Here is a 22,313-nt window from a genome sequence, read left to right as displayed (position 1 = left end):
CTGATCGGCATGACCCTCGAGCACTCCGCAGACTCCTCCGCGCCCGCCTCCGCCTGGGGATACGGGCTCGCCACCGTGGCCGCCGACGGCACCGTCCTCGACACCTGGTTCCCGGAGCCGCGCCTCGGCACCATCCCGGCCGGCCGCGACCCCTGGATCGTGCCGGCGGAGTTCGAGGAGCAGGCCGGCGAGGATCCGCGCCGCGAGGTCCGCATCGACGTGGTCACGCTGCAGATCGACGTGCAGGCGCCGCCCGCCTCCACGTCCGACGCCTACCTGCGGCTGCACCTGCTCTCTCACCTCCTGGTCCGCCCGAACGAGGTGAACCTCGACGGCGTCTTCGCGCACCTGCCGAACGTGGTGTGGACGAACGCCGGTCCGGTCTCGCCGGAGTCGTTCACCCGCCTGCGCCCCTCGCTCCGGCGCCACGGCATCCAGGCCACCGGGATCGACAAGTTCCCGCGGCTGACCGACTACGTCACCCCCGCGAAGGTGCGCATCGCGGACACCTCGCGCGTCCGCCTCGGGGCGCATCTGGCACCCGGCACGACGGTGATGCACGAGGGCTTCGTCAACTTCAACGCCGGGACCCTCGGCAGCTCGATGGTCGAGGGGCGCATCTCGCAGGGCGTCGTGGTCGGCGACGGCTCGGACATCGGCGGCGGCGCCTCCATCATGGGCACCCTCTCGGGCGGAGGAGTGCAGCGCGTCTCGATCGGCGCGCGGGCCCTGCTGGGTGCGAACTCGGGCATCGGCATCTCCCTCGGCGACGACACCGTCGTCGAGGCCGGCCTCTACGTGACCGCCGGCACCAAGGTCGTCGTGGTCGGCGGAGCGCCGCGCGCCGACGGCGCCCCGCAAACCGTGAAGGCCGTGCAGCTCTCGGGCGTGCCGAACCTGCTCTTCCGCCGCAACTCCCTCACCGGGGCCGTCGAGGTCCTCCCCCGCACCGGCGCCGGCATCGAGCTGAACGCCGCTCTGCACGCCTGAGGGCGGGCGTCCGGCGCCGCTGGTCCCGCAGGCGGCGCCCCGGAACGATCCGAGCTGATCGAGTCCGCGGCGACCACGCCGCTCTGCGTCCCGCCTCGAAGAAGCGGTTCGAGCCTCGGACGGCCGACGAGAGGCGGGTGCGCCGCACGGCGAGAGCCCGCCCCCGGCGGGGACGGGCTCTCGGGGACCGGTCAGCGGTCGGTCGGCCAGTGGCGCTCGGGCGCGCCCATGTAGAGCTGCTGCGGGCGGCCGATCTTGGTCTGCTTGTCGGTGTTCATCTCGCGCCAGTGGGCGATCCAGCCGGGCAGGCGGCCGATCGCGAAGAGGACGGTGAACATCCGGGTCGGGAAGCCCATCGCCTTGTAGATGACGCCCGTGTAGAAGTCGACGTTCGGGTAGAGGCGCCGCTCCTTGAAGTAGTCGTCCTCGAGCGCGAGGGCCTCGAGCTCCATCGCGATGTCGAGCAGCGGGTCCTTCACGCCGAGGGCCTGCAGGACCTCGGAGGCGCTCTCCTTGACCAGCTTCGCGCGCGGGTCGTAGTTCTTGTACACCCGGTGGCCGAAGCCCATCAGGCGCACGCCCTCCTCCTTGTTCTTCACCCGCTCGACGAACGTCGACACGCTCTCGCCCGACTCGCGGATCCGGCCGAGCATGGTGAGCACCGCCTCGTTCGCTCCGCCGTGCAGAGGGCCGAACAGGGCGTTGATGCCGGCAGACACCGAGGCGTAGAGGTTCGCCTCGGTCGAGCCGACGAGGCGGACGGTCGACGTCGACGCGTTCTGCTCGTGGTCCTCGTGGAGGATCAGGAGGCGGTCGAGCGCCTTCGAGAGCACCGGGTCGACCTGGTACTGCTCGGCCATCGTGCCGAAGTTGAGGCGGAGGAAGTTGTCGACGAAGCTCAGCGAGTTGTCCGGGTAGAGGAACGCCTGGCCGATCGCCTTCTTGTGGGCGTACGCCGCCATCACGGGCAGCTTCGCCAGGAGGCGGATCGTGGTGAGCTCCACAGCTTCCGGATCCTTCGGGTTGGAGCTGTCCTCGTAGTACGTCGACAGGGCCGACACTCCGGCCGAGAGCACCGACATGGGATGCGCGCTGTGGGGAAGCGCGTCGAAGAAGCGCTTGAGGTCCTCGTGGAGGAGCGTGTGGCGGCGGATGCGCTCGTCGAAGCCCGCGAGCTCGTCAGCCGTCGGCAGCTCGCCGTAGATGAGGAGCCAGGCCACCTCGAGGTAGGTCGCGTTGGTGGCCACCTCCTCGATCGGGTAGCCGCGGTATCGGAGGATCCCCTGGTCGCCGTCGATGTAGGTGATCCGCGACTTGGTCGCCGCCGTGTTCACGAAGCCGTAGTCGAGCGACATGAAGCCGGTCTGCTTCGACAGGGTCGAGAAGTCGATGCTCGAGGAGCCGTCGACGCTGCGCAGGACCGGGAAGTCCGCGGTGCGGTCGCCGAAGGTGAGCGTGACCTTCTCGGGGAGCTCCTGCTCCGCCGGCGCGGGAGGCGGCGTCGTGGCGCTCCCGGTCGCGGGCTCCGTGGAGCCCACCGTCGCGGTTCCGTCGCTCTGCGTGCCGGATTCGGTCACAACGCCTCCCAGGTCGTCGCGGTCGCACCCCGGAAGCGCTCGCGCGGAGCGGGCGGCGCCGGGTCTGGATCGTGGTGCAGCCGGGGCCTCGTGAGGCACCGTCGACCGAACCACATACAGCCTATGGGCAAAGCGGGGGCACTGTGACATCGCCCAGCGCTGGGGCCGGGGCCTTGTCGGAACCCGCCAGGATCGGCCGGGTCGAACGCCTCAGAGGCCCCCGGACAGGCGCTCGACGGCCGCGTCGATCCGCTCGTCGGAGGCCGTCAGCGAGAGGCGCACGTGCTCGGGGAAGCCCTCCCCGTAGAAGACACCGGGGCCCGCGAGGACGCCGAGGCGGGCGAGGCGGTCGATGGACTCCCAGGCCGCGCGGCCCTCGGTCGCCCACAGGTAGAGTCCGGCCTCGCTGCGGTCGATCCGGAAGCCCGCGGACTCGAGGGCGGGCCGGAGGCGGTCGCGGCGGGAGCGGTAGCGCTCCTTCTGCGCGGCGACGTGCTCGTCGTCGGCGAGGGCGACGATCATCGCCTCCTGCAGCGGACCGGGCACGATCATGCCCGCGTGCTTGCGGACGGTCACCAGGCGCGCGATCAGGGCCGCGTCCCCGGCGACGAAGGCGGCGCGGTAGCCGGCGAGGTTCGACTGCTTGCTCAGCGAATAGACGCCGAGGACCCCGGTGCGGTCCTCCCCCACCACGCGCGGGTCGAGGACGCTCGGGATCGGCTCGTCGGCCCAGCGGCCGTCCCAGCCGAGCTCGGCGTAGCACTCGTCCCCCGCGATCACGGCGCCCAGCTCACGGGCACGCGCGACGGCGCGCTGCAGGGCGGGCACGTCGAGCACGGCGCCATCGGGGTTGCCGGGAGAGTTGAGCCAGACCAGGCGGGTCGTCGCGGGCCACTCCGCCGGGTCGTCGGAGGCGAGCGCCTCGGCGCCGGCGATCGCCGCGCCCATCGCGTACGTCGGGTAGGCGGCGCGCGGATGCACGACCACGTCCCCCTCCCCGAGTCCGAGGAGGAAGGGCAGCCAGGCGACGAGCTCCTTGGAGCCGATCGTCGGCAGGACCTCGTCGATCCCGAGGCCCTCGACTCCGCGCCGCCGCGCGTACCAGGCGGCGATCGCCTCGCGCAGAGCGGGGGTGCCCACGGTCGTGGGGTACGCGTGCGAGTCCGTCGCGCGGGCGAGCGCGTCGCGGATCGGGGCGGGCGTCGGGTCCACCGGCGAGCCGATCGACAGGTCGACGATCCCGCCGGGGTGCTCCGCCGCCGTGCGGGCGAAGGGCGCCATCAGGTCCCAGGGGTAGTCGGGCAGCGCGCCGAGGGCCATGGGAGCGGCCTCAGTGGCTCTGCGGAGGCAGCGCCGCGATGACCGGGTGGTCCTTCGCGATCACGCCGACCTTGGCGGCTCCGCCCGGGGAGCCGATCTCGTCGAAGAACTCGACGTTGGCCTTGTAGTAGTCGGACCACTCCTCGGGGAGGTCGTCCTCGTAGTAAATCGCCTCGACGGGGCAGACCGGCTCGCAGGCACCGCAGTCGACGCACTCGTCCGGGTGGATGTAGAGCGAGCGCTCGCCTTCGTAGATGCAGTCGACCGGGCACTCGTCGATGCAGGCGCGGTCTTTGACATCGACGCACGGAAGTGCGATCACGTAGGTCACGGTGCTCCAGGTCCCTTCGAACAGTGTCTCTATCGTACGGGGGCCGACGGGGCGTCGGCGTCCGCGGGCCGCGGGGCGGCGGCGGGAGAGGCCGCCCGCAGCCGTGGCCACGCGATAACGACGAGGGCGATGAGGGCGGGGAGGAAGGTCCAGGCCACGCCGAGGCCGTTCGCCGGGACGAGGACGGATCCGCCGGTGCTGCGCAGAGCGAGCAGCCCGATCATCCCGAGCAGGCCCATCGCGGTGCAGAACGCGACGAACCGGTCGATGAGCACGAGGCGCAGCCCGAGCAGGAGCAGCAGCACGCCGGCGAGGGAGGCGGCGAGGCCGACAGGGAGGACGACACCGCCGACCGACACGGTGCTCTGATGGGCGACGGTCGTGATCGCTCCGACCACCGCGCCGACCAGGACTCCGGCGACACCCGACAGCACGCGCGATCCCAGCGTCGGACGCTCCTCCGGCAGCGGCGCGGGACGCCCCGCCTGCGCGACCGGGCGAAAGCGCTCGATGCGGCCGATGGGGAACGGCGGACCGCTCGAGAGGCGGGCCTCGTCGCCCTCGACCACCAGCTGCGTCGCGTGCGCCTCGAGGGCCGCGCGCTTGCGGGCGTGGTCCTCGGCGGACAGCTCGATCACGACGTCGCCGGGGAGGGGTGGGGCCGCGTCGGGGAGGACGGCGAGGAAGCGCAGGCCCAGCAGCTCGGCGGCGCGCTCGGCGACCCGGGCGGTGCGGACGTGGTCGGGGTGGCCGTAGCCGCCGCCCGCGTCGTAGGACAGCACGACGCCCGCATCGACCTGCCGCAGGACGGCGACGAGATCGGCCACCTCCTCGTCCTCGGGCGCGGCGGTGAAGGACGCGGGATGCACCGGCTCGAGCGGCACCGGGACGCGGCCGGGCCCCCACTGCATGCCGGAGTCCCGGTAGACCCGCGGAGCGAGGCCGGGTGCGCGGGCACCCGCCTCGCCGAGGAAGCGGTGGTCGGCGACGCCGAGGGCCGTCAGGGCGACGACGAGCTCGGTCGTCCGGTGCGCGGCCAGCTCGGCCGAGCCCTCGAGCGGAGCGAGGTCCTCGGGGATGACCTCGCCGCACTCCCCCCGCGTGGCGGTGACGACGGTGACGGAGGCGCCCTGCGCCACCAGCCGCGCCAGGGTCCCGCCCATGGTGATCGTCTCGTCGTCGGGGTGGGCGTGCACCGCCACCACCCGCTCCGCTGCTGCGTCCCGGCCCGCGTCCACTCTCCGCCTCTCGTCCTGCGCGGCCTCCGCTGCGGGCGCTTCTGGACAGCGACCGGGCAGCGGACTACAGTCGACCCGGGTTAGGCAAGGCTTACCGAACAACGGAGCCCCGCCGACCGGATCGACTCGGGGCGGGAGTCGCCCCCTCCTCGTCCACCATCGACCAAGAGAACACGCGTGCTCGCAAACTACCTCATCGGCCTCCGCGAAGGCCTCGAAGCCGGCCTCGTGGTCGGCATCCTCGTGGCCTACCTGACCAAGCTCGGCCGGCGCGACGTGCTGCCGCGGCTCTGGACCGGTATCGCCGCTGCGATCGCGATCTCGCTCGTCACCGGTGCGATCCTCACCTGGGGCCCCTCGACCCTGTCGTTCCAGGCCCAGGAGCTCATCGGCGGCGGCCTCTCGATCCTCGCGGTCGGCCTGGTCACCTGGATGATCTTCTGGATGGGCGCGAACGCCCGCAGCATGAAGGGCGACCTCGAGTCCCGGCTCGACGGCGCCGTCGCAGGTTCGGCCCTCGGCATCGTGGTCCTCGGCTTCATCAGCGTCGGCCGCGAGGGCATCGAGACGGCGCTCTTCGTCTGGGCGAGCGTGTCCTCGAGCACTGCGGGGTCGGGATCCAGCGCGTGGGTCGGCACGGTCGGCGCAATGCTGGGCATCCTCAGCTCGGTCGTCATCGCGTACCTGATCTTCCGGGGCTTCGTCCGGATCGACCTCGGGCGCTTCTTCACCTGGACGGGCGGCCTCCTCATCCTCGTCGCGGCCGGCGTCCTCTCCTACGGCGTCGGCGACCTGCAGGAGGCGTCGCTCCTGCCCGGCTGGGGCACCCCGCTGTTCTCGCTCGGCCCGATCCTCCCGCCGCCCGTGACCGCCGTGGTCGGCGGCCTCTTCAACTACACGCCCGAGCCGACCGCTCTGCAGTTCGCCGCCTGGCTGCTTTACCTCGTCGTCGTCGGCGCCCTGTTCGTCCGCCAGGTCCGCCTGCGCGGCCCGCGACGGGGCAGCGCGGCCCCGGTCGCCGCTCCCGCTCCCACCTCCGTCTGACCCGCTCCGGCACCGCCGGCGCACTCGCCCCGATCCAGGAGAAGCATGTCCTCGCGCGCTCGTCCCACCCTCCCCCGCGTCACCCTCGGCCTCGCCGGCGCCGGCGCCCTGGCGCTGATCCTCACGGGCTGCGTGCCGAACACCCCCGCGTCCTCCTCCTCCGCCGCGCTCGACGTCGCGATCAGGGACGACGCCTGCGAGGTGTCGACGGCGACCGCCGAGGCGGGAGCGGTGACGTTCTCACTGACCAACGGCGGCTCGGACGTCAACGAGTTCGAGATCCTGGCCGAGGACAAGCTGCGGATCGTGGGCGAGAAGGAGAACGTGACCCCGGGCCAGAGCGTCTCCTACGTCGCTCAGCTCGAGCCGGGCACCTACTACACCGCCTGCAAGTTCCAGCAGGTCGGCGCCCCGGTCGGGCTGAGCGAGTTCACCGTGACCGGTGAGGCCACCGCGCAGTCGGCGGACGAGAAGGCGGCGACGGAGGCGGCGGTCACCAACTACGTGGCGTACGTGAAGTCGCAGGTGGGCGAGCTGCTTCCCGCGGTGGCCGAGTTCGCCCAGGCCTACGAGGCCGGCGACGACGAGAAGGCGCGCGGCCTCTTCGCGTCGACCCGCGTCTTCTACGAGCGGATCGAGCCGACCGCGGAGGCGTTCGGCGACCTCGACCCGCGCATCGACTACCGCGAGGTCGACGCCGTCGCCGAGGGCCTGGACTGGACCGGCTTCCACCGCATCGAGAAGGACCTGTGGGCCCCCGCGGAGGGTGCGCTCAACTCCGACGGCACGAGCGCGCTCCTCGACTGGGCGCCCTCCACCCCCGAGCAGCGCGCCCAGTTCGGCCAGGGCCTCGTCGACGACGTGCAGAGCCTGGCCGACCTCGTGAACGCGCCCGGCTTCACCGTGTCGGTGGGCGACATCTCGAACGGCGCCATCGGCCTGCTCGACGAGGTCGCGGCCGGCAAGATCACGGGCGAGGAGGACTGGTGGTCGAGCACCGACCTCACCGACTTCGCCGCGAACGTCCAGGGCGCGGAGGTGGCGTTCGGCAACGTCGAGCCGATCGCGACCGCCAGCGGCGACGAGGGCGCCGACCTCACCGGACGGATCACGCAGCGGTTCTCCGAGCTCGACGCTCTGCTCGCGCAGTACGGCTCGATCGACTCCGGCTTCGCCGCGTACTCCACTCTCACCGCGGAGCAGAAGAAGGAACTCTCGGACGCGGTCAACGCTCTCTCCGAGCCGCTCTCGCAGCTGACCCACACGGTGCTGGGCGTCGAGGAGCCGGCCGCGTAGTGGACGCCGAGCAGCACGAGGGAGCCCGGCCGACGGAGTCCGAGCAGCCCGCCGACGAACCCCGCCGCCTCTCGCGGCGCGGGCTGCTCGGCCTCGTCTCGGCGGGGACGGCCGGGCTGGCCGCCGGAGTGGGCGGCACAGTGGCCGTCACATCGTCCGCGAGCGCGACGGCCTCCTCCGCCCCGCGCACCGTGCCGTTCTTCGGCGCGAACCAGGCGGGCATCACCACCGCCGCGCAGGACCGGCTGCACTTCGCCGCGTTCGACCTCGCCGCGGGCACCACGCGCGAGGACCTCGTCGAGCTCCTGAAGGACTGGACGCTCGCCGCCTCCCGGATGACCCAGGGCTTCGAGGTCGGCGAGAACGGCGCGGTGGACGGGCCGGACACGGCTCCCCCGGAGGACACCGGAGAGGCGCTCGGGCTCGACGCCGCGTCCCTCACCGTCACGGTCGGCTTCGGACCCACCCTCTTCACGGACGAGTCCGGCGCCGACCGCTTCGGCCTCGCCGACCGCCGGCCTCCGCAGCTGCAGGCCCTGCCCCGCTTCCGCGGCGACGCGCTCGTCCCCTCGGCCGGCGGCGGCGACCTGTGCATCCAGGCCTGCGCCGACGATCCGCAGGTCGCCGTGCACGCCATCCGCAACCTGAGCCGGATCGCGTTCGGCCGGGCCTCGCTCCGCTGGTCGCAGCTCGGCTTCGGCCGCACCTCCTCGACGTCCACCGCCCAGGCGACTCCGCGCAACCTCTTCGGCTTCAAGGACGGCACGGCGAACGTGAAGTCCGAGGAGGCCGACGCCGTCCAGGAGCACGTCTGGGTCCCCTCCTCCGACGGCCCCGCGTGGATGGTCGGCGGCAGCTACCTGGTCGCGCGGAAGATCCGGATGATCATCGAGACGTGGGACCGCAGCCAGCTGGGCGAGCAGGAGCGGGTCATCGGCCGCAGCAAGGGGTCCGGAGCCCCGCTCTCGGGCGGCACGGAGTCCACCGAGCCCGACTTCGCAGCGGCCGGCGCCACCGGTGCCCCGCTGATCGATCAGGAGTCGCACGTGCGCCTCGCGCACCCGAGCGTGAACAACGGAGTGCGGCTCCTGCGGCGCGGCTACAACTTCGTCGACGGCAACGACGAGCTCGGACGCCTGAACGCGGGGCTGTTCTTCCTCTCGTTCCAGCGCTCCCCGGAGCAGTTCGTCACCGTGCAGCGGAACCTCGCGACGGACGCGCTGAACGAGTACGTGAAGCACGTCGGCTCGGCCGTGTTCGCGGTGCCGCCCGGTGCTCGCGACGAGACCGACTTCCTCGGCTCCGGCCTCTTCGCCTGATCCCTGAGAGGACCCGCACTCCGTCCCAGGATCCGGCGGGCGCACTCCACGGCGTGCCGAAGCCTGCGCCCGTAGCGTCGTCGGCGATGTCCGGGAACAGCGCAGGAAGCGGCCTGACCAAGCGCGAGCGCCAGGAGCTCGCCCGAGCGCAGGCGCGGGAGCGCCGCGAAGCCGAGAGGCGCCGGCGGCGCCGAAACCGGCTGCTCGGGCAGGGCGGAGCGGTCGTCGGACTCCTCGCGGTCGTGGCCCTGGTCTGCTGGAACGTCTGGTCGCAGCAGGAGGTCGCGAGCGCCGGCCCGGCGAACATGCTCAGCGACGGCATCGTCCTCGCGGGCGACGGCTCGGCCGTGACGGCGACGACGAGCGCGGCGATCGCTCCGGGAGCATCCCCCGTCCCGACCGATGAGAGCGCCACGCGTGCGGGCGGAGTCGTCGCCGTCGACCTCTACGTCGACTACCTCTGCCCGTACTGCGGGCAGTTCGAGAAGGCGAACGCCGAGCAGCTGCAGTCGTGGCTGACGAAGGGGGCGATCACGCTCGAGATCCACCCGGTGGCGATCCTCGACTCCTCCTCGGCCGGCTCCGAGTACTCCAGCCGGGCCGCGAACGCCGCCGCGTGCGTCGCCGACGAGGATCCGGACCGCTTCCTCGCCGTGAACGCGGCGCTCTTCGCGCAGCAGCCGGCGGAGGGGACGACGGGCCTCGACGACGACGCTCTGCGGACGCTGGTGACCGGAGCGGGCGTCACCGACGACGACGTCCTCGCCTGCATGACCGGGGGCGAGTTCCGGCCCTGGGTGAAGGCCGCGACCGAGCGGGCCACCTCGCTCCCCCTCGCTAACTCCTCGCTGCCGAAGCTCGAGTCGACGCCCACCGTGCTGGTGAACGGCGAGCAGTACACGGGGAAGCCGGACGACGCGGCGGCGTTCGTCGCCTTCGTCACCTCGACGCTCGAGGCGGAGTCCTCGACCCCCTCTCCCTCTCCGAGTCCGGCGGGCTGATCCGGACCGCGAGGGACGGGATCGGCGCTGCACGCTGCAGCACCGGGCGGAGACGACGAGACCGGCCGGAGCATCGCTCCGGCCGGTCTCGTCGTGAGCGGGCGCCGAGGCGCCCGGGGCTCAGCCCTGCTTCTTGAGGCGGCTCGTCATGCGCGCGCGGGCGTTCGCATCGAGCTCCACCTTGCGGATGCGGACGACCTCGGGGGTGACCTCGACGCACTCGTCCTCGCGGGCGAACTCGAGGCACTCCTCGAGCGTCAGCTGACGCGACGGCGTCATCGACTCGAAGGTGTCGGAGGTGGACTGACGCATGTTGGTCAGCTTCTTCTCCTTGGTGATGTTGACGTCCATGTCGTCGTTGCGCGAGTTCTCGCCGATCACCATGCCCTCGTAGACCTCCTCGGTGGGGTTCACGAAGAAGGTCATCCGCTCCTGGAGCGCGATGATGGCGAACGGGGTCACGACGCCGTTGCGGTCCGCGACGATCGACCCGTTGTTGCGGGTGACGATCGCGCCGGCCCACGGCTCGTAGCCGTGCAGGATCGCGTTCGCGATGCCGGTGCCGCGGGTGGTGGTGAGGAACTCGGTGCGGAAGCCGATCAGGCCGCGCGACGGGACGATGAACTCCATGCGGACCCAGCCGGTGCCGTGGTTCGACATGCCGTCCATGCGGCCCTTGCGGGCGGCGAGGAGCTGCGTGATCGCGCCGAGGTACTCCTCCGGAGCGTCGATCGTCAGGTGCTCGAAGGGCTCGTGCGTCTTGCCGTCGACCTGGCGGGTGACCACCTGGGGCTTGCCGACGGTCAGCTCGTAGCCCTCGCGGCGCATCTGCTCGACGAGGATGGCCAGCGCGAGCTCGCCGCGGCCCTGGACCTCCCAGGAGTCGGGGCGTCCGATGTCGACGATCTTGAGCGACACGTTTCCGATGAGCTCGCGGTCGAGGCGGTCCTTGACCATCCGCGCCGTGAGCTTGTGGCCCTTCACCTTGCCGACGAGCGGCGAGGTGTTGGTGCCGATCGTCATCGAGATCGCCGGGTCGTCGACCGTGATGGCCGGCAGCGGGCGGATGTCCTCGGGGTCGGCGATGGTCTCGCCGATGGTGATCTCGGGGAAGCCCGCGATCGCGACGATGTCGCCGGGGCCCGCGGACTCGGCCGGGTAGCGGTCGAGCGCCTTGGTGATCAGCAGCTCGGTGATGCGCGCGTTGGTGTGGGTGCCGTCGTGGTGGACCCAGGCGACCGTCTGCCCCTTCTTGATCGTGCCGTTGAAGACGCGGAGGAGGGCGAGGCGGCCGAGGAACGGCGACGCGTCGAGGTTGGTGACGTGGGCCTGGAGAGGCGCGTCGTCGTCGTAGGTCGGCGCGGGGATGTGCTTGAGGATCGCCTCGAACAGCGGCTCCAGGTCCTCGGCGTCCGGCAGCGTGCCGTCCTCGGGCTTGTTCGCCGAGGCGCGGCCGGCCTTGCCGGAGGCGTAGACCACGGGGACGTCGAGGATCGCGTCGAGGTCGAGGTCCGGCACGTCGTCGGCCATGTCCGAGGCGAGGCCGAGGAGCAGGTCCTGGCTCTCGGCGACGACCTCGTCGATGCGCGCGTCGGGGCGGTCGGTCTTGTTGACCAGGAGGATGACGGGGAGCTTCGCCTCGAGCGCCTTGCGCAGCACGAAGCGGGTCTGGGGCAGCGGGCCCTCGGACGCGTCGACGAGGAGGCAGACGCCGTCGACCATCGACAGGCCGCGCTCGACCTCGCCGCCGAAGTCGGCGTGGCCCGGGGTGTCGATGACGTTGATGGTGATGGGACCGTCGCTCGCGTGCTTGCCGCTGTACGAGACAGCGGTGTTCTTCGCGAGGATCGTGATGCCCTTCTCGCGCTCGAGCTCGTTGGAGTCCATCGCGCGCTCGTCCACGTGGGCGTGCGCGTCGAAGGAGTTCGTCTGCTTGAGCATGGCGTCGACCAGCGTGGTCTTGCCATGGTCGACGTGGGCGACGATCGCGACGTTGCGCAGGTCGGAGCGGGTGGCACTTGCCATGGATACGGACTCGTCTCGTGTTCTCGTGCAAAAGGGGGACCATCCATCGTACCGCAGCGAGGCGTCCGCACGGCGAAGGGCCCCGGATCCCCGCTCCGGAGGGCTCCGAGGAGCGCTCCAGGCGGGGCCGGGGCCCTGGTGACGGTCGCTCAGACCGCGAACTCGATGCCGGCGCCGGGGATGGCGTCGAGCAGCTCGCGGGTGTACTCCTGCTGCGGCGAGTCGAACACGGTGTCCGTCGGGGCGTGCTCGACGATCCTGCCCTTCTGCATCACGCAGACGTCGTCGGCGATCACGCGGACCACCGCCAGGTCGTGCGTGATGAACAGGTAGGTCAGCCCGAGCTCGGCCTGCAGGTCGGCGAGGAGGCGGAGGATCTGCGCCTGGACGAGGACGTCCAGAGCCGACACGGCCTCGTCGAGCACCACGATCTCCGGCTTCAGCGCGAGCGCGCGGGCGATCGCCACGCGCTGGCGCTGGCCGCCGGAGAGCTCGTTCGGGTAGCGGCTCGCGATCACGCGCGGGAGGGACACCTGGTCGAGCAGCTCGAGGACGCGCTCGCGCTGCGACGTCCGGTCGCCGACCTTGTGCACCCGCAGCGGCTCCGAGATGGTGTTGCCGATGTTGTGCAGCGGGTCGAGCGAGCCGTACGGGTCCTGGAACACCGGCTGCATGGAGCGCCGGAGCGCCAGCATGTCGCGGCCCTTGAGCTTCTCGGTCCGTCGGCCGGCGATCGAGATCGCTCCGGACGTCGCCGTCTCGAGGCCCAGCACGAGGCGGGCGATGGTCGACTTGCCCGATCCGGACTCGCCCACGAGCGCCGTGGTGGTGCCCTTCGGGATCGAGAACGACACGTTGTCGACGGCCGTGAAGTCCTCGGCCTTCAGGCCGCCGCGGCGGATCTTGAAGACCTTGGTGAGGCCGTCGACCTCGATCATCGGGGCGCCCGAGGCGACCGCGCCGGCGTGGTGCGCGGCACCCGCGCCGACCAGGTCGACCTCGCGGACGGCCTCCGACTCGCCGGGGACCGACTCCACGGCCCGGCCGGCCGTCGACTGGATGCGGCGCGACGCGAGGCTGGGCGCCGCCGCGATCAGGCGCTGCGTGTAGGGGTGCTGCGGGTTCTGCAGCACCTCCACCGAGGCGCCGGACTCGACGATGCGGCCCTTGTACATGACGATGAGCTTCTCGGCGCGCTCGGCGGCGAGGCCCAGGTCGTGCGTGATGAAGAGCAGCGCGGTGCCGTCGGTCTTCGTCAGCGTCTCGAGGTGGTCGAGGATCCGGCGCTGGACCGTGACGTCGAGCGCCGAGGTGGGCTCGTCGGCGATCAGCAGCTGGGGGGCCGCGGCCAGGCCGATGCCGATCAGCACGCGCTGGCGCATGCCGCCCGAGAACTGGTGCGGGAACTGCTTGAGGCGCTTCTCCGCGTCGGCGAGGCCCGCGTTCTGCAGGACCTCGATCGCCTTGGCGCGCACCTCCTTGCGACCGGTCGCGAGGCCGTTGGCCTTGATGGTCTCCTCGACCTGGAAGCCGACCGACCACACGGGGTTCAGGTTCGACATCGGGTCCTGCGGGACGTAGCCGATCCGGCGGCCGCGGATGTCCTCGAGCTCGGTCCTCGTCGCCTTCGCGAGGTCCTTGCCGTCGAACAGCACGGAGCCGGCGGTGACCTGGCCGGTGCCGGGGAGCAGGCCGATGATCGCGGCGGCGGTCGTCGACTTGCCGGAGCCCGACTCCCCCACGATCGCGACGGTCTGGCCGTGCTCGATCGTGAGGCTCACGCCGCGGAGGGCGGGGACCAGTCCGCTGCCGGTCTGGAAGCCGACCTCGAGGTCGGTGACCTCGAGCAGCGGCCCCTGCGGTGCGTTCGGTGTCGTGGCGGTCATCGGAGGGCCCTCGCCTTCGGGTCGAGCGCGTCGCGGAGCGACTCGCCGAGGAGGATGAAGCTCAGCACCGTGACCGTCAGGGCGATCGACGGGTAGATCAGCGTCTGCGGGTTGGTGCGCAGATCGCGCTGGGCCTGGCTGATGTCGTTGCCCCACGACATGACCGAGCCGGGCAGGCCGACGCCGAGGAACGACAGCGTCGCCTCCGCGGTGATGGCCGCGCCGAGCGAGATCGTCGTGACGACGATGACGGGGGCGATCGAGTTCGGCAGCACGTGCCGGAACAGGATCGCCATGCGCGAGAGGCCGGTCGCGGTGGCGGCGCCGACGAAGTCGGCCTGCTTCACGCGGAGGACCTCGGAGCGCAGGACGCGCGCCGTCGTCGGCCAGGCGAACGCGCCGATCGCCAGGGCGATGACGAACACGTTCCGGTAGGCCGAGAAGACGGACATGATGACGACTGCGGCGAGGATGTAGGGGATCGAGAAGAAGATGTCGCCGAGGCGCATGATCACGGTGTCGACCCAGCCGCCGAAGAAGCCTGCCAGCGCGCCGCCGATGACGCCGGAGACCGTCGTGATCACGATCACGATGAGGCCGACGGTCAGCGACGTGGACGTGCCGTGGATGATCCGCGAGAAGACGTCGCAGCCCTGCTTGGTGTAGCCGAGCAGGCTGCCGTCGCCGGGGCCCTGGTTGCTGAACGAGAGCGCGCACTGGCGGGGGTCCACCGAGGTGAACAGGCCCGGGAACAGCGCGACGGCGATGATGACGAGGATCAGGACGCCCGAGATCCAGAACATGGGCCGCTTGCGCAGGTCGCGCCACGCGTCGGTCCAGAGGTTGCTGGGCTTCTCGTCGAGGCTGACGGCGTCGACCGACGCGATCGGCGTCTCCTCGAGCGGGGCCACGAAGTGGTCGATGCGGCGGGCCTTCTGCGCGCCGCCGGTGGACTCATTTGGCATAGCGGATCCTCGGGTCGAGTACGGCGTAGAGCAGGTCGACGAGGATGTTCACCACGAGGTAGAACAGCACCATGACCGTGACGAAGGAGACGACGGTCGGCCGCTCACCTCGGATGATCGCCTGATAGAGCGTGTTCCCGACTCCGGGAACGTTGAAGATGCCCTCGGTCACGGTCGCGCCGACGATCAGGAGGCCGAAGTCGGCTCCGAACTGCGTCGTGACCGGGATGAGCGAGTTGCGCAGGACGTGCACGGGGATGACGCGGCGTCGCGAGAGCCCCTTGCTGTACGCGGTGCGGACGAAGTCCGAGCCGGCCGTCTCGATGACCGAGCCGCGCGTGAGGCGGATGGCCGAGGCGACCACGAACAGGGCGAGCACGATCGCGGGCAGCAGCAGCCTCTGGAACGACGCGTCGGCTCCGACGGTCGGAGGGAACCATCCCAGCTGGATCGCGAAGAAGGACTGCGCGATGAAGCAGAGCACGAAGATCGGCACCGACACGAGCAGGAGGCTGACGACCAGCGCGCTCGCGTCGAAGAAGCTGCCCTTGCGCAGACCGCTGATGAGGCCGATGGTCAGCGCGACGACGATCTCGATGACGATCGCCATCATGGCCAGCGTCAGGGTGACCGGGAAGGTGCGGGCGAGGATCTCGTTGACGGACTGGCCGGAGAACGAGATGCCGAAGTCGCCGCGGACGACGCCTCCCAGGTAGTACAGGTACTGGACGAAGAAGGGCTCGTTCAGGTGGTACTGCTCCTCGAGGCGGGCGAGGAGTGCGGGGCTCGGCGTCTTGTCGCCGAAGAGCGACAGGAGCGGGTTCCCCGGCATGGAGAAGACCATGAAGTAGATGAGGAACGTGGTGCCGATGAGCACGGGGACGGCTTGCAGGATGCGTCGGACGATGTAGGCGAGCATGTCAGCCCAGCCGGTTCCGGAGTCGCATGGATGGGGACCTCATTCGATTGTGACCGAAACAGGGCGCTCCGCCCGTGCCGTGACCTGGTGGCCGACGGCACGGGCGAAGCGCCCCAGTGGTTCGAGCTTAGTTCTTGGTGATCTCGTAGTAGAGCGGCACCGAGTTCCAGCCGAACTCGACGTTCGACACGCCCTCGCCGTAGCCGCCGGTCACGTTCGCGTACCACAGGGGCAGCGACGGGAGGTCCTTCAGGAGGATCTCCTGGGCCTGCTGGAACGTCTTGTTCGCAGCGTCGGCGTCGGCGTCCGACAGGCCCTGCTGGAGCAGGGAGTCGAACTCGGGGTTCGAGTAGTCGCCGTCGTTGGACGAGGCGCCGGTCACGTAGAGCGGTCCGAGGAAGTTGTAGAGGCTCGGGTAGTCGGCCTGCCATCCGGTGCGGAACGCGGTCTCGATCGAGCGGTCGACGATCTTGGTGCGCGCCTCGGCGAAGGTCGGGTACGCGTCGCCCTCGGCGTCGATGCCCAGCGTGTTCTTGATCGAGTTGGTCACCGCGTCGACCCAGCCCTGGTGGCCGCCGTCGGCGTTGTAGGCGATCTTGAAGGTGCCGTCCCAGGGGCTGATCGCGTCGGCCTGAGCCCACAGCGCCTTGGCCTCGTCGGGGTTGTACTCGAGCACGTCGGCGCCGGAGAGGGCGTCGCTGTAGCCGTCGATCACCGGGGAGGTGAAGTCGGAGGCCGGGGTGCGGGTGCCCTCGAAGATCACGTCGGTGATCTCCTTGCGGTCGAAGGACATCGAGATCGCCTGGCGGCGGAGCTGGCCCTCCTCGCCGTCGAAGTGCGGGAGACGGCCCGGGATGGTGAAGGACTGGAACACGGCCGAGGGCTGGTTCACGGCACGGTCGCCGAGGTCGCTCTCGAAGGTGCCGAAGGCGGAGTCCGGGATCTGGTCGATCACGTCGACGTTGCCGCCGAGGAGGTCGGCGTAGGAGGCGTCCTGGGTGGCGTAGAAGACGATCTTCAGGCCGCCGTTCTGGGCCTCGCGGGGGCCGGTGTACTCGTCGTTCTTGACGAGCTCGATCTGGACGTCGTGCTGCCACGCGTCGTCGCCGTCGAGCTTGTACGGGCCGTTGCCGATCGGGTTCTCACCGAAGGCGGCCATGTCGTCGAACGCGGCGGCGGGCAGCGGGTAGTACGCCGAGTAGCCGAGGCTGATCGGGAAGTCCGACTGGGGGGACTTGAGCGCGACGGTGAAGGTGGTGTCGTCCACGGCCTTGAGACCGGTGAGCTCGCTGTCCTCGGTGTCGCTGAAGCCCTCGAAGTTCGAGAAGAACGACGCGCTGAGCTGGTTGTTCGACAGCTTGGCGCCGTAGTTCCAGGCGTCGATGAACGAGCTGGAGGTGACCGGGTCGCCGTTCGTGAAGGTCAGGCCCGACTTGATCTTGATCGTGTAGTTCTGCGCGTCGTCCGACTCGATGGACTCGGCGACGTCGTTCTCGGGGGCGCCCTTGGCGTCGTAGTAGACCAGGCCCGCGAAGATCTCGTCGAGGATCTTGCCGCCGCCCACCTCGTTGGTGTTCGTCGGGATCAGCGGGTTCTGCGGCTCGGAGCCGTTGGTGGAGATGATCGCGGCGGCGTCGCCTCCCGATGCACCTCCGCCCGAGTCGTTCGAGCTGCTGCAGCCGGCCAGGACCAGCGTGCTCGCGGCGACGAGCGCCAGAGCCCCGAATCCGTAACGTCTGATGTTCACTATTCCTCCAGTGATGTGGGGGCGCGCGAGAAGTGGTTTCCCTGACGCGTGGAGTGCCGTGCGCGTGGCGACGGCGGCGGCGCACGAGACTGGTGGCCGTCGCGCGGATGCCTTCAACGAGACTATGTATTCGCCCGCTATCTGCACAAAAGCATGTGGCAACCGTTACACAGCGGTAACCGGGAGGTGGAATCTTTGCGCTGTTCTGCACGAAACGTGCGTACCGGGCGGCCGTCGCGCAACACATCGACTTCAGAGGAGACGCACGGAGTGTCCACCGACCTGTCAGGATCCGCGCCCGGACGGCGCCGGATCCGCATCGAGATCCTGCTGGTCCTCGGGCTCTCCCTGGGAGCCTCCGCTGTCTACTCGGTGGTCTCCATCGCCAACCGGCTCACCCGCTCGACCGCACTGGCCGACCAGACCGCGACGATCAACGGCGCCCTCAGCGACCGCCCGGGCTTCGACCTCGTCTACCAGCTGCTCGCGCTCTTCTTCGACCTGGTGCCGGTGGCCCTCTGCGCGTTCCTGCTCTGGCAGAGCTCGGGCCGTCCCCTCGGGCGCCTGGGGCTCGACCTGCGCCGGCCGTTCGCGGACCTGGGGACCGGGACGGTCCTCGCGGTGGCGATCGGCGCGCCGGGCATCGCGCTGTACGCCGTCGGACGCGCGCTGGGCATCACCGTGGCGGTGGTGGCCTCGCCGCTGGACGCGTACTGGTGGACGGTGCCCGTGCTCGTGCTCTCCGCGATCCGGGCGGGAGTGCAGGAGGAGGTCGTCGTGATCGGGTACCTCTTCGCCCGCCTGGGCGATCTGGGCTGGGGGCGGTGGCGGATCCTGGTGACCAGTGCGCTGCTCCGGGGCAGCTACCACCTGTACCAGGGCATCGGGCCCTTCATCGGGAACGTGGTCATGGGCCTGATGTTCGGACTGTTCTACCAGCGCTTCGGCCGCACCCTGCCCCTGGTGATCGCCCACTCGATCATCGACATCGTCTCGTTCGTCGGGTACCCGCTGGCCGTCGCCCTCTGGCCCGAGCTGTTCGCGCCGCCGGCTCCGCGGACGTGACGACGGACCGATCGCATCCGAGGAGCCGCAGGACCGCGCCGCGGCTCTCCACTGCCGCGGCGTGACGCCCGCACGGTGGAGCTGCTCGCTCGTCACTACTCCGTCGAGCCCTGCCAGCACCTCCACCACGCGTTCCCCACGGTCGGGCTCCCTCGTGCGTCGGGGTCGCCGTGCGCCGTTCCCCACGGATCGGGAGGACTGCGCCCCACTCCGTGCCTGTGAGGGACCGACCGTGTCCACAACCGAGGGTGGGAGAGCCGAGGACGGGCTCGAGGCTCCGTTCCTGCTCTCTCACCCTCGGTCGCGGACGAGTATGTGCGGGCGGATCAGGCGAAGGCCTCGATGGGCGGGCAGGCGCAGACGAGATTGCGGTCGCCGTAGGCCTGGTCGATCCGGCGGACCGGCGGCCAGTACTTGCCGCGCACCAGCGAGCGGACCGGGTAGACGGCCTGCTCGCGGCTGTAGGGGTGCGTCCACTCCTCGGCCGTCAGGCACTCGGCGGTGTGCGGGGCGCCGCGCAGCGGGTTGTCGTCCACCGGCCACTCCCCCGCGCCGACGCGGTCGGCCTCCGCCCGGATCCCGATCATCGCGTCGATGAAGCGGTCGATCTCGGCGAGGTCCTCGCTCTCCGTCGGCTCGACCATCAGGGTCCCGGCGACGGGGAAGCTCATGGTCGGGGCGTGGAAGCCGTAATCGACGAGGCGCTTGGCGACGTCGTCCACGGTCACTCCGGTCGCCGCCGTCAGCGGACGGATGTCGAGGATGCACTCGTGGGCGACGAGCCCGTTGTCCCCCGTGTAGAGCACCGGGTAGTGCTCGCGGAGGCGCGCGGCGACGTAGTTGGCCGAGAGGACGGCCGCCCCGGTCGCGGCCCGCAGGCCCTCCTCGCCCATCATCCGGGCGTACGCCCACGAGATCGGCAGGATGCCGGGGCTGCCGTAGGGCGCTGCCGACACCGGTGCGCCGCCGTGGACGATCCGCTCGCCCTGCGTGCCCACGCCGTGCTCGAGCCGCTGCGCGAGCGGGTGGCCGGGCAGGAACGGCGCGAGGTGCGCCTTCGCGGCGACGGGACCGACGCCGGGACCGCCTCCACCGTGCGGGATGCAGAACGTCTTGTGCAGGTTGAGGTGCGAGACGTCGCCGCCGAAGTCTCCGAAGCGGGCGAAGCCCAGAAGCGCGTTGAGGTTCGCGCCGTCCACGTACACCTGTCCGCCGGCCTCGTGGACGAGGCGGCAGATCTCGGCGACCTCGTGCTCGTAGACGCCGTGGGTCGACGGATAGGTGATCATCAGCGCGGCGAGGGAGCCCGCGTGCTCGGCGATCTTCGCCCGGAGGTCGTCCAGGTCGACGTTGCCGAGCTCGTCGCAGGCCACGACGACGACGCGCATGCCGGCGAGGACCGCGCTCGCGGCGTTGGTGCCGTGGGCGCTCGAGGGGATCAGGCAGACCGTGCGGTCCTCGTCGCCGTTCGACCGGAGCCAGCCGCGGATCGCCAGCAGGCCCGCGAGCTCGCCCTGCGAGCCGGCGTTGGGCTGGAGCGACACGGAGTCGTAGCCGGTGAGGTGGGCGAGCCACCCCTCCAGCTGGTCGATCAGCGCCAGGGAGCCCTGCACGTCCGCCTCGGGGGCGAACGGGTGCAGGTCCGCGAACTCGGGCCAGCTGACCGCCTCCATCTCGGTGGCGGCGTTGAGCTTCATGGTGCAGGAGCCGAGCGGGATCATGCCGCGGTCCAGCGCGTAGTCCGAGTCGGCGAGGCGCTTGAGGTAGCGCATCATCGAGGTCTCGCTGTGGTGGCTGCTGAAGACCGGGTGCACGAGGAAGGGCGTGCGGCGGTCGAGCTCGGCGGGGATGCTCCGCGCGGAGCCGCCGAGGAAGCCGAACGACGAGTCCAGCTGCCCGACGGCGGTCGCGACGGCGATCACCTCGAGGTCGGTGACCGTCTCGTCGATCGACACCGAGACCGTGTCGGCGTCGACCAGGCGCACGTCGAAGCCGGCCTCGCGGGCGCGGGCGACCGCCGCCTCCGCGCCGCCGGGCACGACGACCGAGACGGTGTCGAAGAAGTCGGCGTGCCGGAGGGAGTGGCCCCGGTCGAGGAGGAGGCGCGCGAGGAGCGCGGCCCGGCCGTGCACGCGCTCGGCGATCGCGGCGAGCCCGTCCGGCCCGTGGTAGACCGCGTACATCGCAGCCATGACCGCCAGGAGTACCTGCGCAGTGCAGATGTTGGAGGTCGCCTTCTCGCGGCGGATGTGCTGCTCGCGGGCCTGGAGGGACAGGCGGTAGGCGGGGTGGCCGTCCGCGTCCTGGCTGACGCCGACGAGGCGGCCGGGCAGCTGGCGCTCGAGTCCCTTGCGGACGGCGAGGTAGCCGGCGTGCGGTCCTCCGAAGCCCAGCGGGACGCCGAAGCGCTGCGTGGTGCCGACCGCGACGTCCGCGCCGAGCTCGCCCGGCGAGCGCACCAGGGTCAGCGCGAGCAGGTCGGCGGCGACGACGGCCAGGCCGCCGTGGGCCTTCACCGCGGCGAGCACCGCCGACGGGTCCCAGAGGTGCCCGGACGCGCCGGGGTACTGCACGAGGGCGCCGAAGCACTCCGGCACCTCCTCCGCGGCGGTGCGCGAGAGCGGGAGCTCGACGATGCGGATGCCGACGGCCTCCGCCCGGCCGCGCAGCAGCGCGAGGGTCTGCGGGAGAGCGTCGGAGTCGACGACGAAGACGTCGGTGCGCGCCTTCGAGGCGCGGCGCGCGAGCAGCATGGCCTCGACGACGGCCGTGCCCTCGTCGAGCATCGACGCGCCGGCCGTGTCGAGGCCGGTGAGGTCGGAGACCATCGTCTGGAAGTTGATCAGCGCCTCCAGGCGCCCCTGCGAGATCTCGGGCTGGTACGGCGTGTAGGCCGTGTACCAGCTGGGGTTCTCGAGCACGTTGCGCTTGATCACCGCGGGGGTGTGCGTGCCGTAGTAGCCGAGGCCGATCATCGGCCGACGCACCGTGTTCCTCGCGGCGAGGGCGCGCAGCTCGGCGAGCGCCTCCGTCTCGGTGGCCGGAGCGGGCAGCACCTGCGGGAGGTCGCGGACGTGGATCGACTCGGGGACGGCGGCGGTGACGAGCTCCTCCACGGAGTCGTAGCCGAGAGCCGCGAGCATGGTGCGCTGCGCGTCGGCGTCGGTCCCGATGTGGCGGGACTCGAAGGCGCCGGGGGTCCTGGTGGCCGCCATCTACTCGCCGACCAGCTCGGTGTAGGCGGCCGAGTCGAGGAGGCCGTCGGGCAGGGCGTCGAAGCGGACCCGGATCAGCCACCCCTCGCCGAACGGGTCGGAGTTGACGAGCTCGGGGCTGTCGACGACGGCCGTGTTGGTCTCGAGTACCTCGCCGTCGACGGGGGCGAACAGCTCGCCCACCGACTTGGTCGACTCGATCTCGCCGACGACGCTGCCGCCCTCGACGCGGGCTCCCGCCTCGGGGAGCTCGACGAAGACGACGTCGCCCAGCTTGTCCGCGGCGTAGGCGGTGATGCCGACGGTCGCGACCTCTCCGTCGACCCGGATCCACTCGTGGTCGGAGGTGTACTGCAGCTCGGTGGGCACGGCCAT

Annotated in this window: 17 protein-coding genes; 6 read left to right on the top strand and 11 right to left on the bottom strand. The window is 71.1% G+C overall.

Annotated features, from left to right (window positions below; genetic code table 11):
* The first annotated feature begins 9 nt into the window (after nt 1-9).
* Nucleotides 10-990 (top strand): 2,3,4,5-tetrahydropyridine-2,6-dicarboxylate N-succinyltransferase, encoded by a 981-nt coding sequence (dapD, locus tag GTU71_RS02365; protein ID WP_104232738.1) that lies wholly within the window; start codon nt 10-12, stop codon nt 988-990.
* A 191-nt stretch (nt 991-1,181) separates the two neighbouring features.
* Here dapD and GTU71_RS02360 read toward each other — a convergent pair whose 3' ends face one another.
* The 4 genes from GTU71_RS02360 to GTU71_RS02345 all read right to left on the bottom strand — a co-directional run bounded on the left by GTU71_RS02360 (nt 1,182) and on the right by GTU71_RS02345 (nt 5,456).
* Entirely contained in the window at nt 1,182-2,567 is a 1,386-nt protein-coding gene (locus GTU71_RS02360; RefSeq protein ID WP_244230616.1) for a citrate synthase, read from the bottom strand.
* A gap of 210 nt (nt 2,568-2,777) precedes the next feature.
* On the bottom strand, nt 2,778-3,887 hold the full coding sequence (dapC, locus tag GTU71_RS02355; RefSeq protein ID WP_104246606.1) for a succinyldiaminopimelate transaminase: 1,110 nt from the start codon (nt 3,885-3,887) through the stop codon (nt 2,778-2,780).
* A 10-nt stretch (nt 3,888-3,897) separates the two neighbouring features.
* Nucleotides 3,898-4,218: a ferredoxin gene (gene fdxA / locus GTU71_RS02350; RefSeq protein WP_104222984.1), complete on the bottom strand. Its 321-nt coding sequence runs from the start codon at nt 4,216-4,218 to the stop codon at nt 3,898-3,900.
* Nucleotides 4,219-4,247: 29 nt separating this feature from the next.
* Complete coding sequence (locus tag GTU71_RS02345; protein WP_159939219.1) at nt 4,248-5,456, bottom strand: PIG-L family deacetylase; 1,209 nt, start codon at nt 5,454-5,456, stop codon at nt 4,248-4,250.
* A gap of 177 nt (nt 5,457-5,633) precedes the next feature.
* Between GTU71_RS02345 and efeU the strand changes: the two genes are divergently transcribed.
* The 4 genes from efeU to GTU71_RS02325 all read left to right on the top strand — a co-directional run bounded on the left by efeU (nt 5,634) and on the right by GTU71_RS02325 (nt 10,116).
* Nucleotides 5,634-6,500 carry an iron uptake transporter permease EfeU gene (gene efeU / locus GTU71_RS02340; protein ID WP_159939218.1) on the top strand — a complete coding sequence of 289 codons (867 nt, stop codon included), beginning with the start codon at nt 5,634-5,636 and terminating at the stop codon, nt 6,498-6,500.
* Nucleotides 6,501-6,545: 45 nt separating this feature from the next.
* Complete coding sequence (gene efeO / locus GTU71_RS02335) at nt 6,546-7,796, top strand: iron uptake system protein EfeO (protein ID WP_159939217.1); 1,251 nt, start codon at nt 6,546-6,548, stop codon at nt 7,794-7,796.
* The gene (gene efeB, locus GTU71_RS02330; protein WP_104335115.1) at nt 7,796-9,115 is read left to right on the top strand and encodes an iron uptake transporter deferrochelatase/peroxidase subunit; all 1,320 of its coding nucleotides are present in this window, start codon (nt 7,796-7,798) and stop codon (nt 9,113-9,115) included. The genes efeO and efeB overlap by 1 nt, the downstream gene beginning before the upstream one ends.
* Before the next feature lie 86 nt (nt 9,116-9,201).
* The gene (locus tag GTU71_RS02325; RefSeq protein WP_159939216.1) at nt 9,202-10,116 is read left to right on the top strand and encodes a thioredoxin domain-containing protein; all 915 of its coding nucleotides are present in this window, start codon (nt 9,202-9,204) and stop codon (nt 10,114-10,116) included.
* A 120-nt stretch (nt 10,117-10,236) separates the two neighbouring features.
* On the opposite strand, the gene typA is transcribed toward GTU71_RS02325, so the two are convergent.
* The 5 genes from typA to GTU71_RS02300 all read right to left on the bottom strand — a co-directional run bounded on the left by typA (nt 10,237) and on the right by GTU71_RS02300 (nt 17,658).
* On the bottom strand, nt 10,237-12,141 hold the full coding sequence (gene typA / locus GTU71_RS02320; protein ID WP_104222978.1) for a translational GTPase TypA: 1,905 nt from the start codon (nt 12,139-12,141) through the stop codon (nt 10,237-10,239).
* A 149-nt stretch (nt 12,142-12,290) separates the two neighbouring features.
* Nucleotides 12,291-14,027, bottom strand: a complete 1,737-nt coding sequence (locus GTU71_RS02315) for an ABC transporter ATP-binding protein (RefSeq protein WP_104283409.1) — start codon at nt 14,025-14,027, stop codon at nt 12,291-12,293.
* Nucleotides 14,024-14,992: an ABC transporter permease gene (locus tag GTU71_RS02310; RefSeq protein WP_104222976.1), complete on the bottom strand. Its 969-nt coding sequence runs from the start codon at nt 14,990-14,992 to the stop codon at nt 14,024-14,026. The genes GTU71_RS02315 and GTU71_RS02310 overlap by 4 nt, the downstream gene beginning before the upstream one ends.
* Nucleotides 14,982-15,911, bottom strand: a complete 930-nt coding sequence (locus tag GTU71_RS02305) for an ABC transporter permease (protein ID WP_104222975.1) — start codon at nt 15,909-15,911, stop codon at nt 14,982-14,984. Before GTU71_RS02305 ends, GTU71_RS02310 begins: the two co-directional genes overlap by 11 nt.
* A gap of 127 nt (nt 15,912-16,038) precedes the next feature.
* Nucleotides 16,039-17,658, bottom strand: coding sequence for an ABC transporter substrate-binding protein (locus GTU71_RS02300; RefSeq protein ID WP_159939215.1), 1,620 nt, complete (start codon nt 17,656-17,658; stop codon nt 16,039-16,041).
* A gap of 270 nt (nt 17,659-17,928) precedes the next feature.
* On the opposite strand from GTU71_RS02300, the gene GTU71_RS02295 reads away from it, so the two are divergent.
* A complete protein-coding gene (locus GTU71_RS02295; protein WP_244230615.1) occupies nt 17,929-18,723 on the top strand; it encodes a CPBP family intramembrane glutamic endopeptidase in 795 nt (264 codons plus the stop codon).
* Between the two features lie 326 nt (nt 18,724-19,049).
* Here the strand turns inward: GTU71_RS02295 and gcvP are convergent, their stop codons facing one another.
* Both gcvP and gcvH read right to left on the bottom strand, forming a co-directional pair.
* Entirely contained in the window at nt 19,050-21,938 is a 2,889-nt protein-coding gene (gcvP, locus tag GTU71_RS02290) for an aminomethyl-transferring glycine dehydrogenase (protein ID WP_159939213.1), read from the bottom strand.
* Complete coding sequence (gene gcvH / locus GTU71_RS02285; protein ID WP_104225540.1) at nt 21,939-22,313, bottom strand: glycine cleavage system protein GcvH; 375 nt, start codon at nt 22,311-22,313, stop codon at nt 21,939-21,941.

Source organism: Rathayibacter sp. VKM Ac-2762 (genome assembly GCF_009866585.1).
GTDB lineage: Bacteria > Actinomycetota > Actinomycetes > Actinomycetales > Microbacteriaceae > Rathayibacter.
This window is presented reverse-complemented; position numbering and strand designations above follow the sequence as displayed.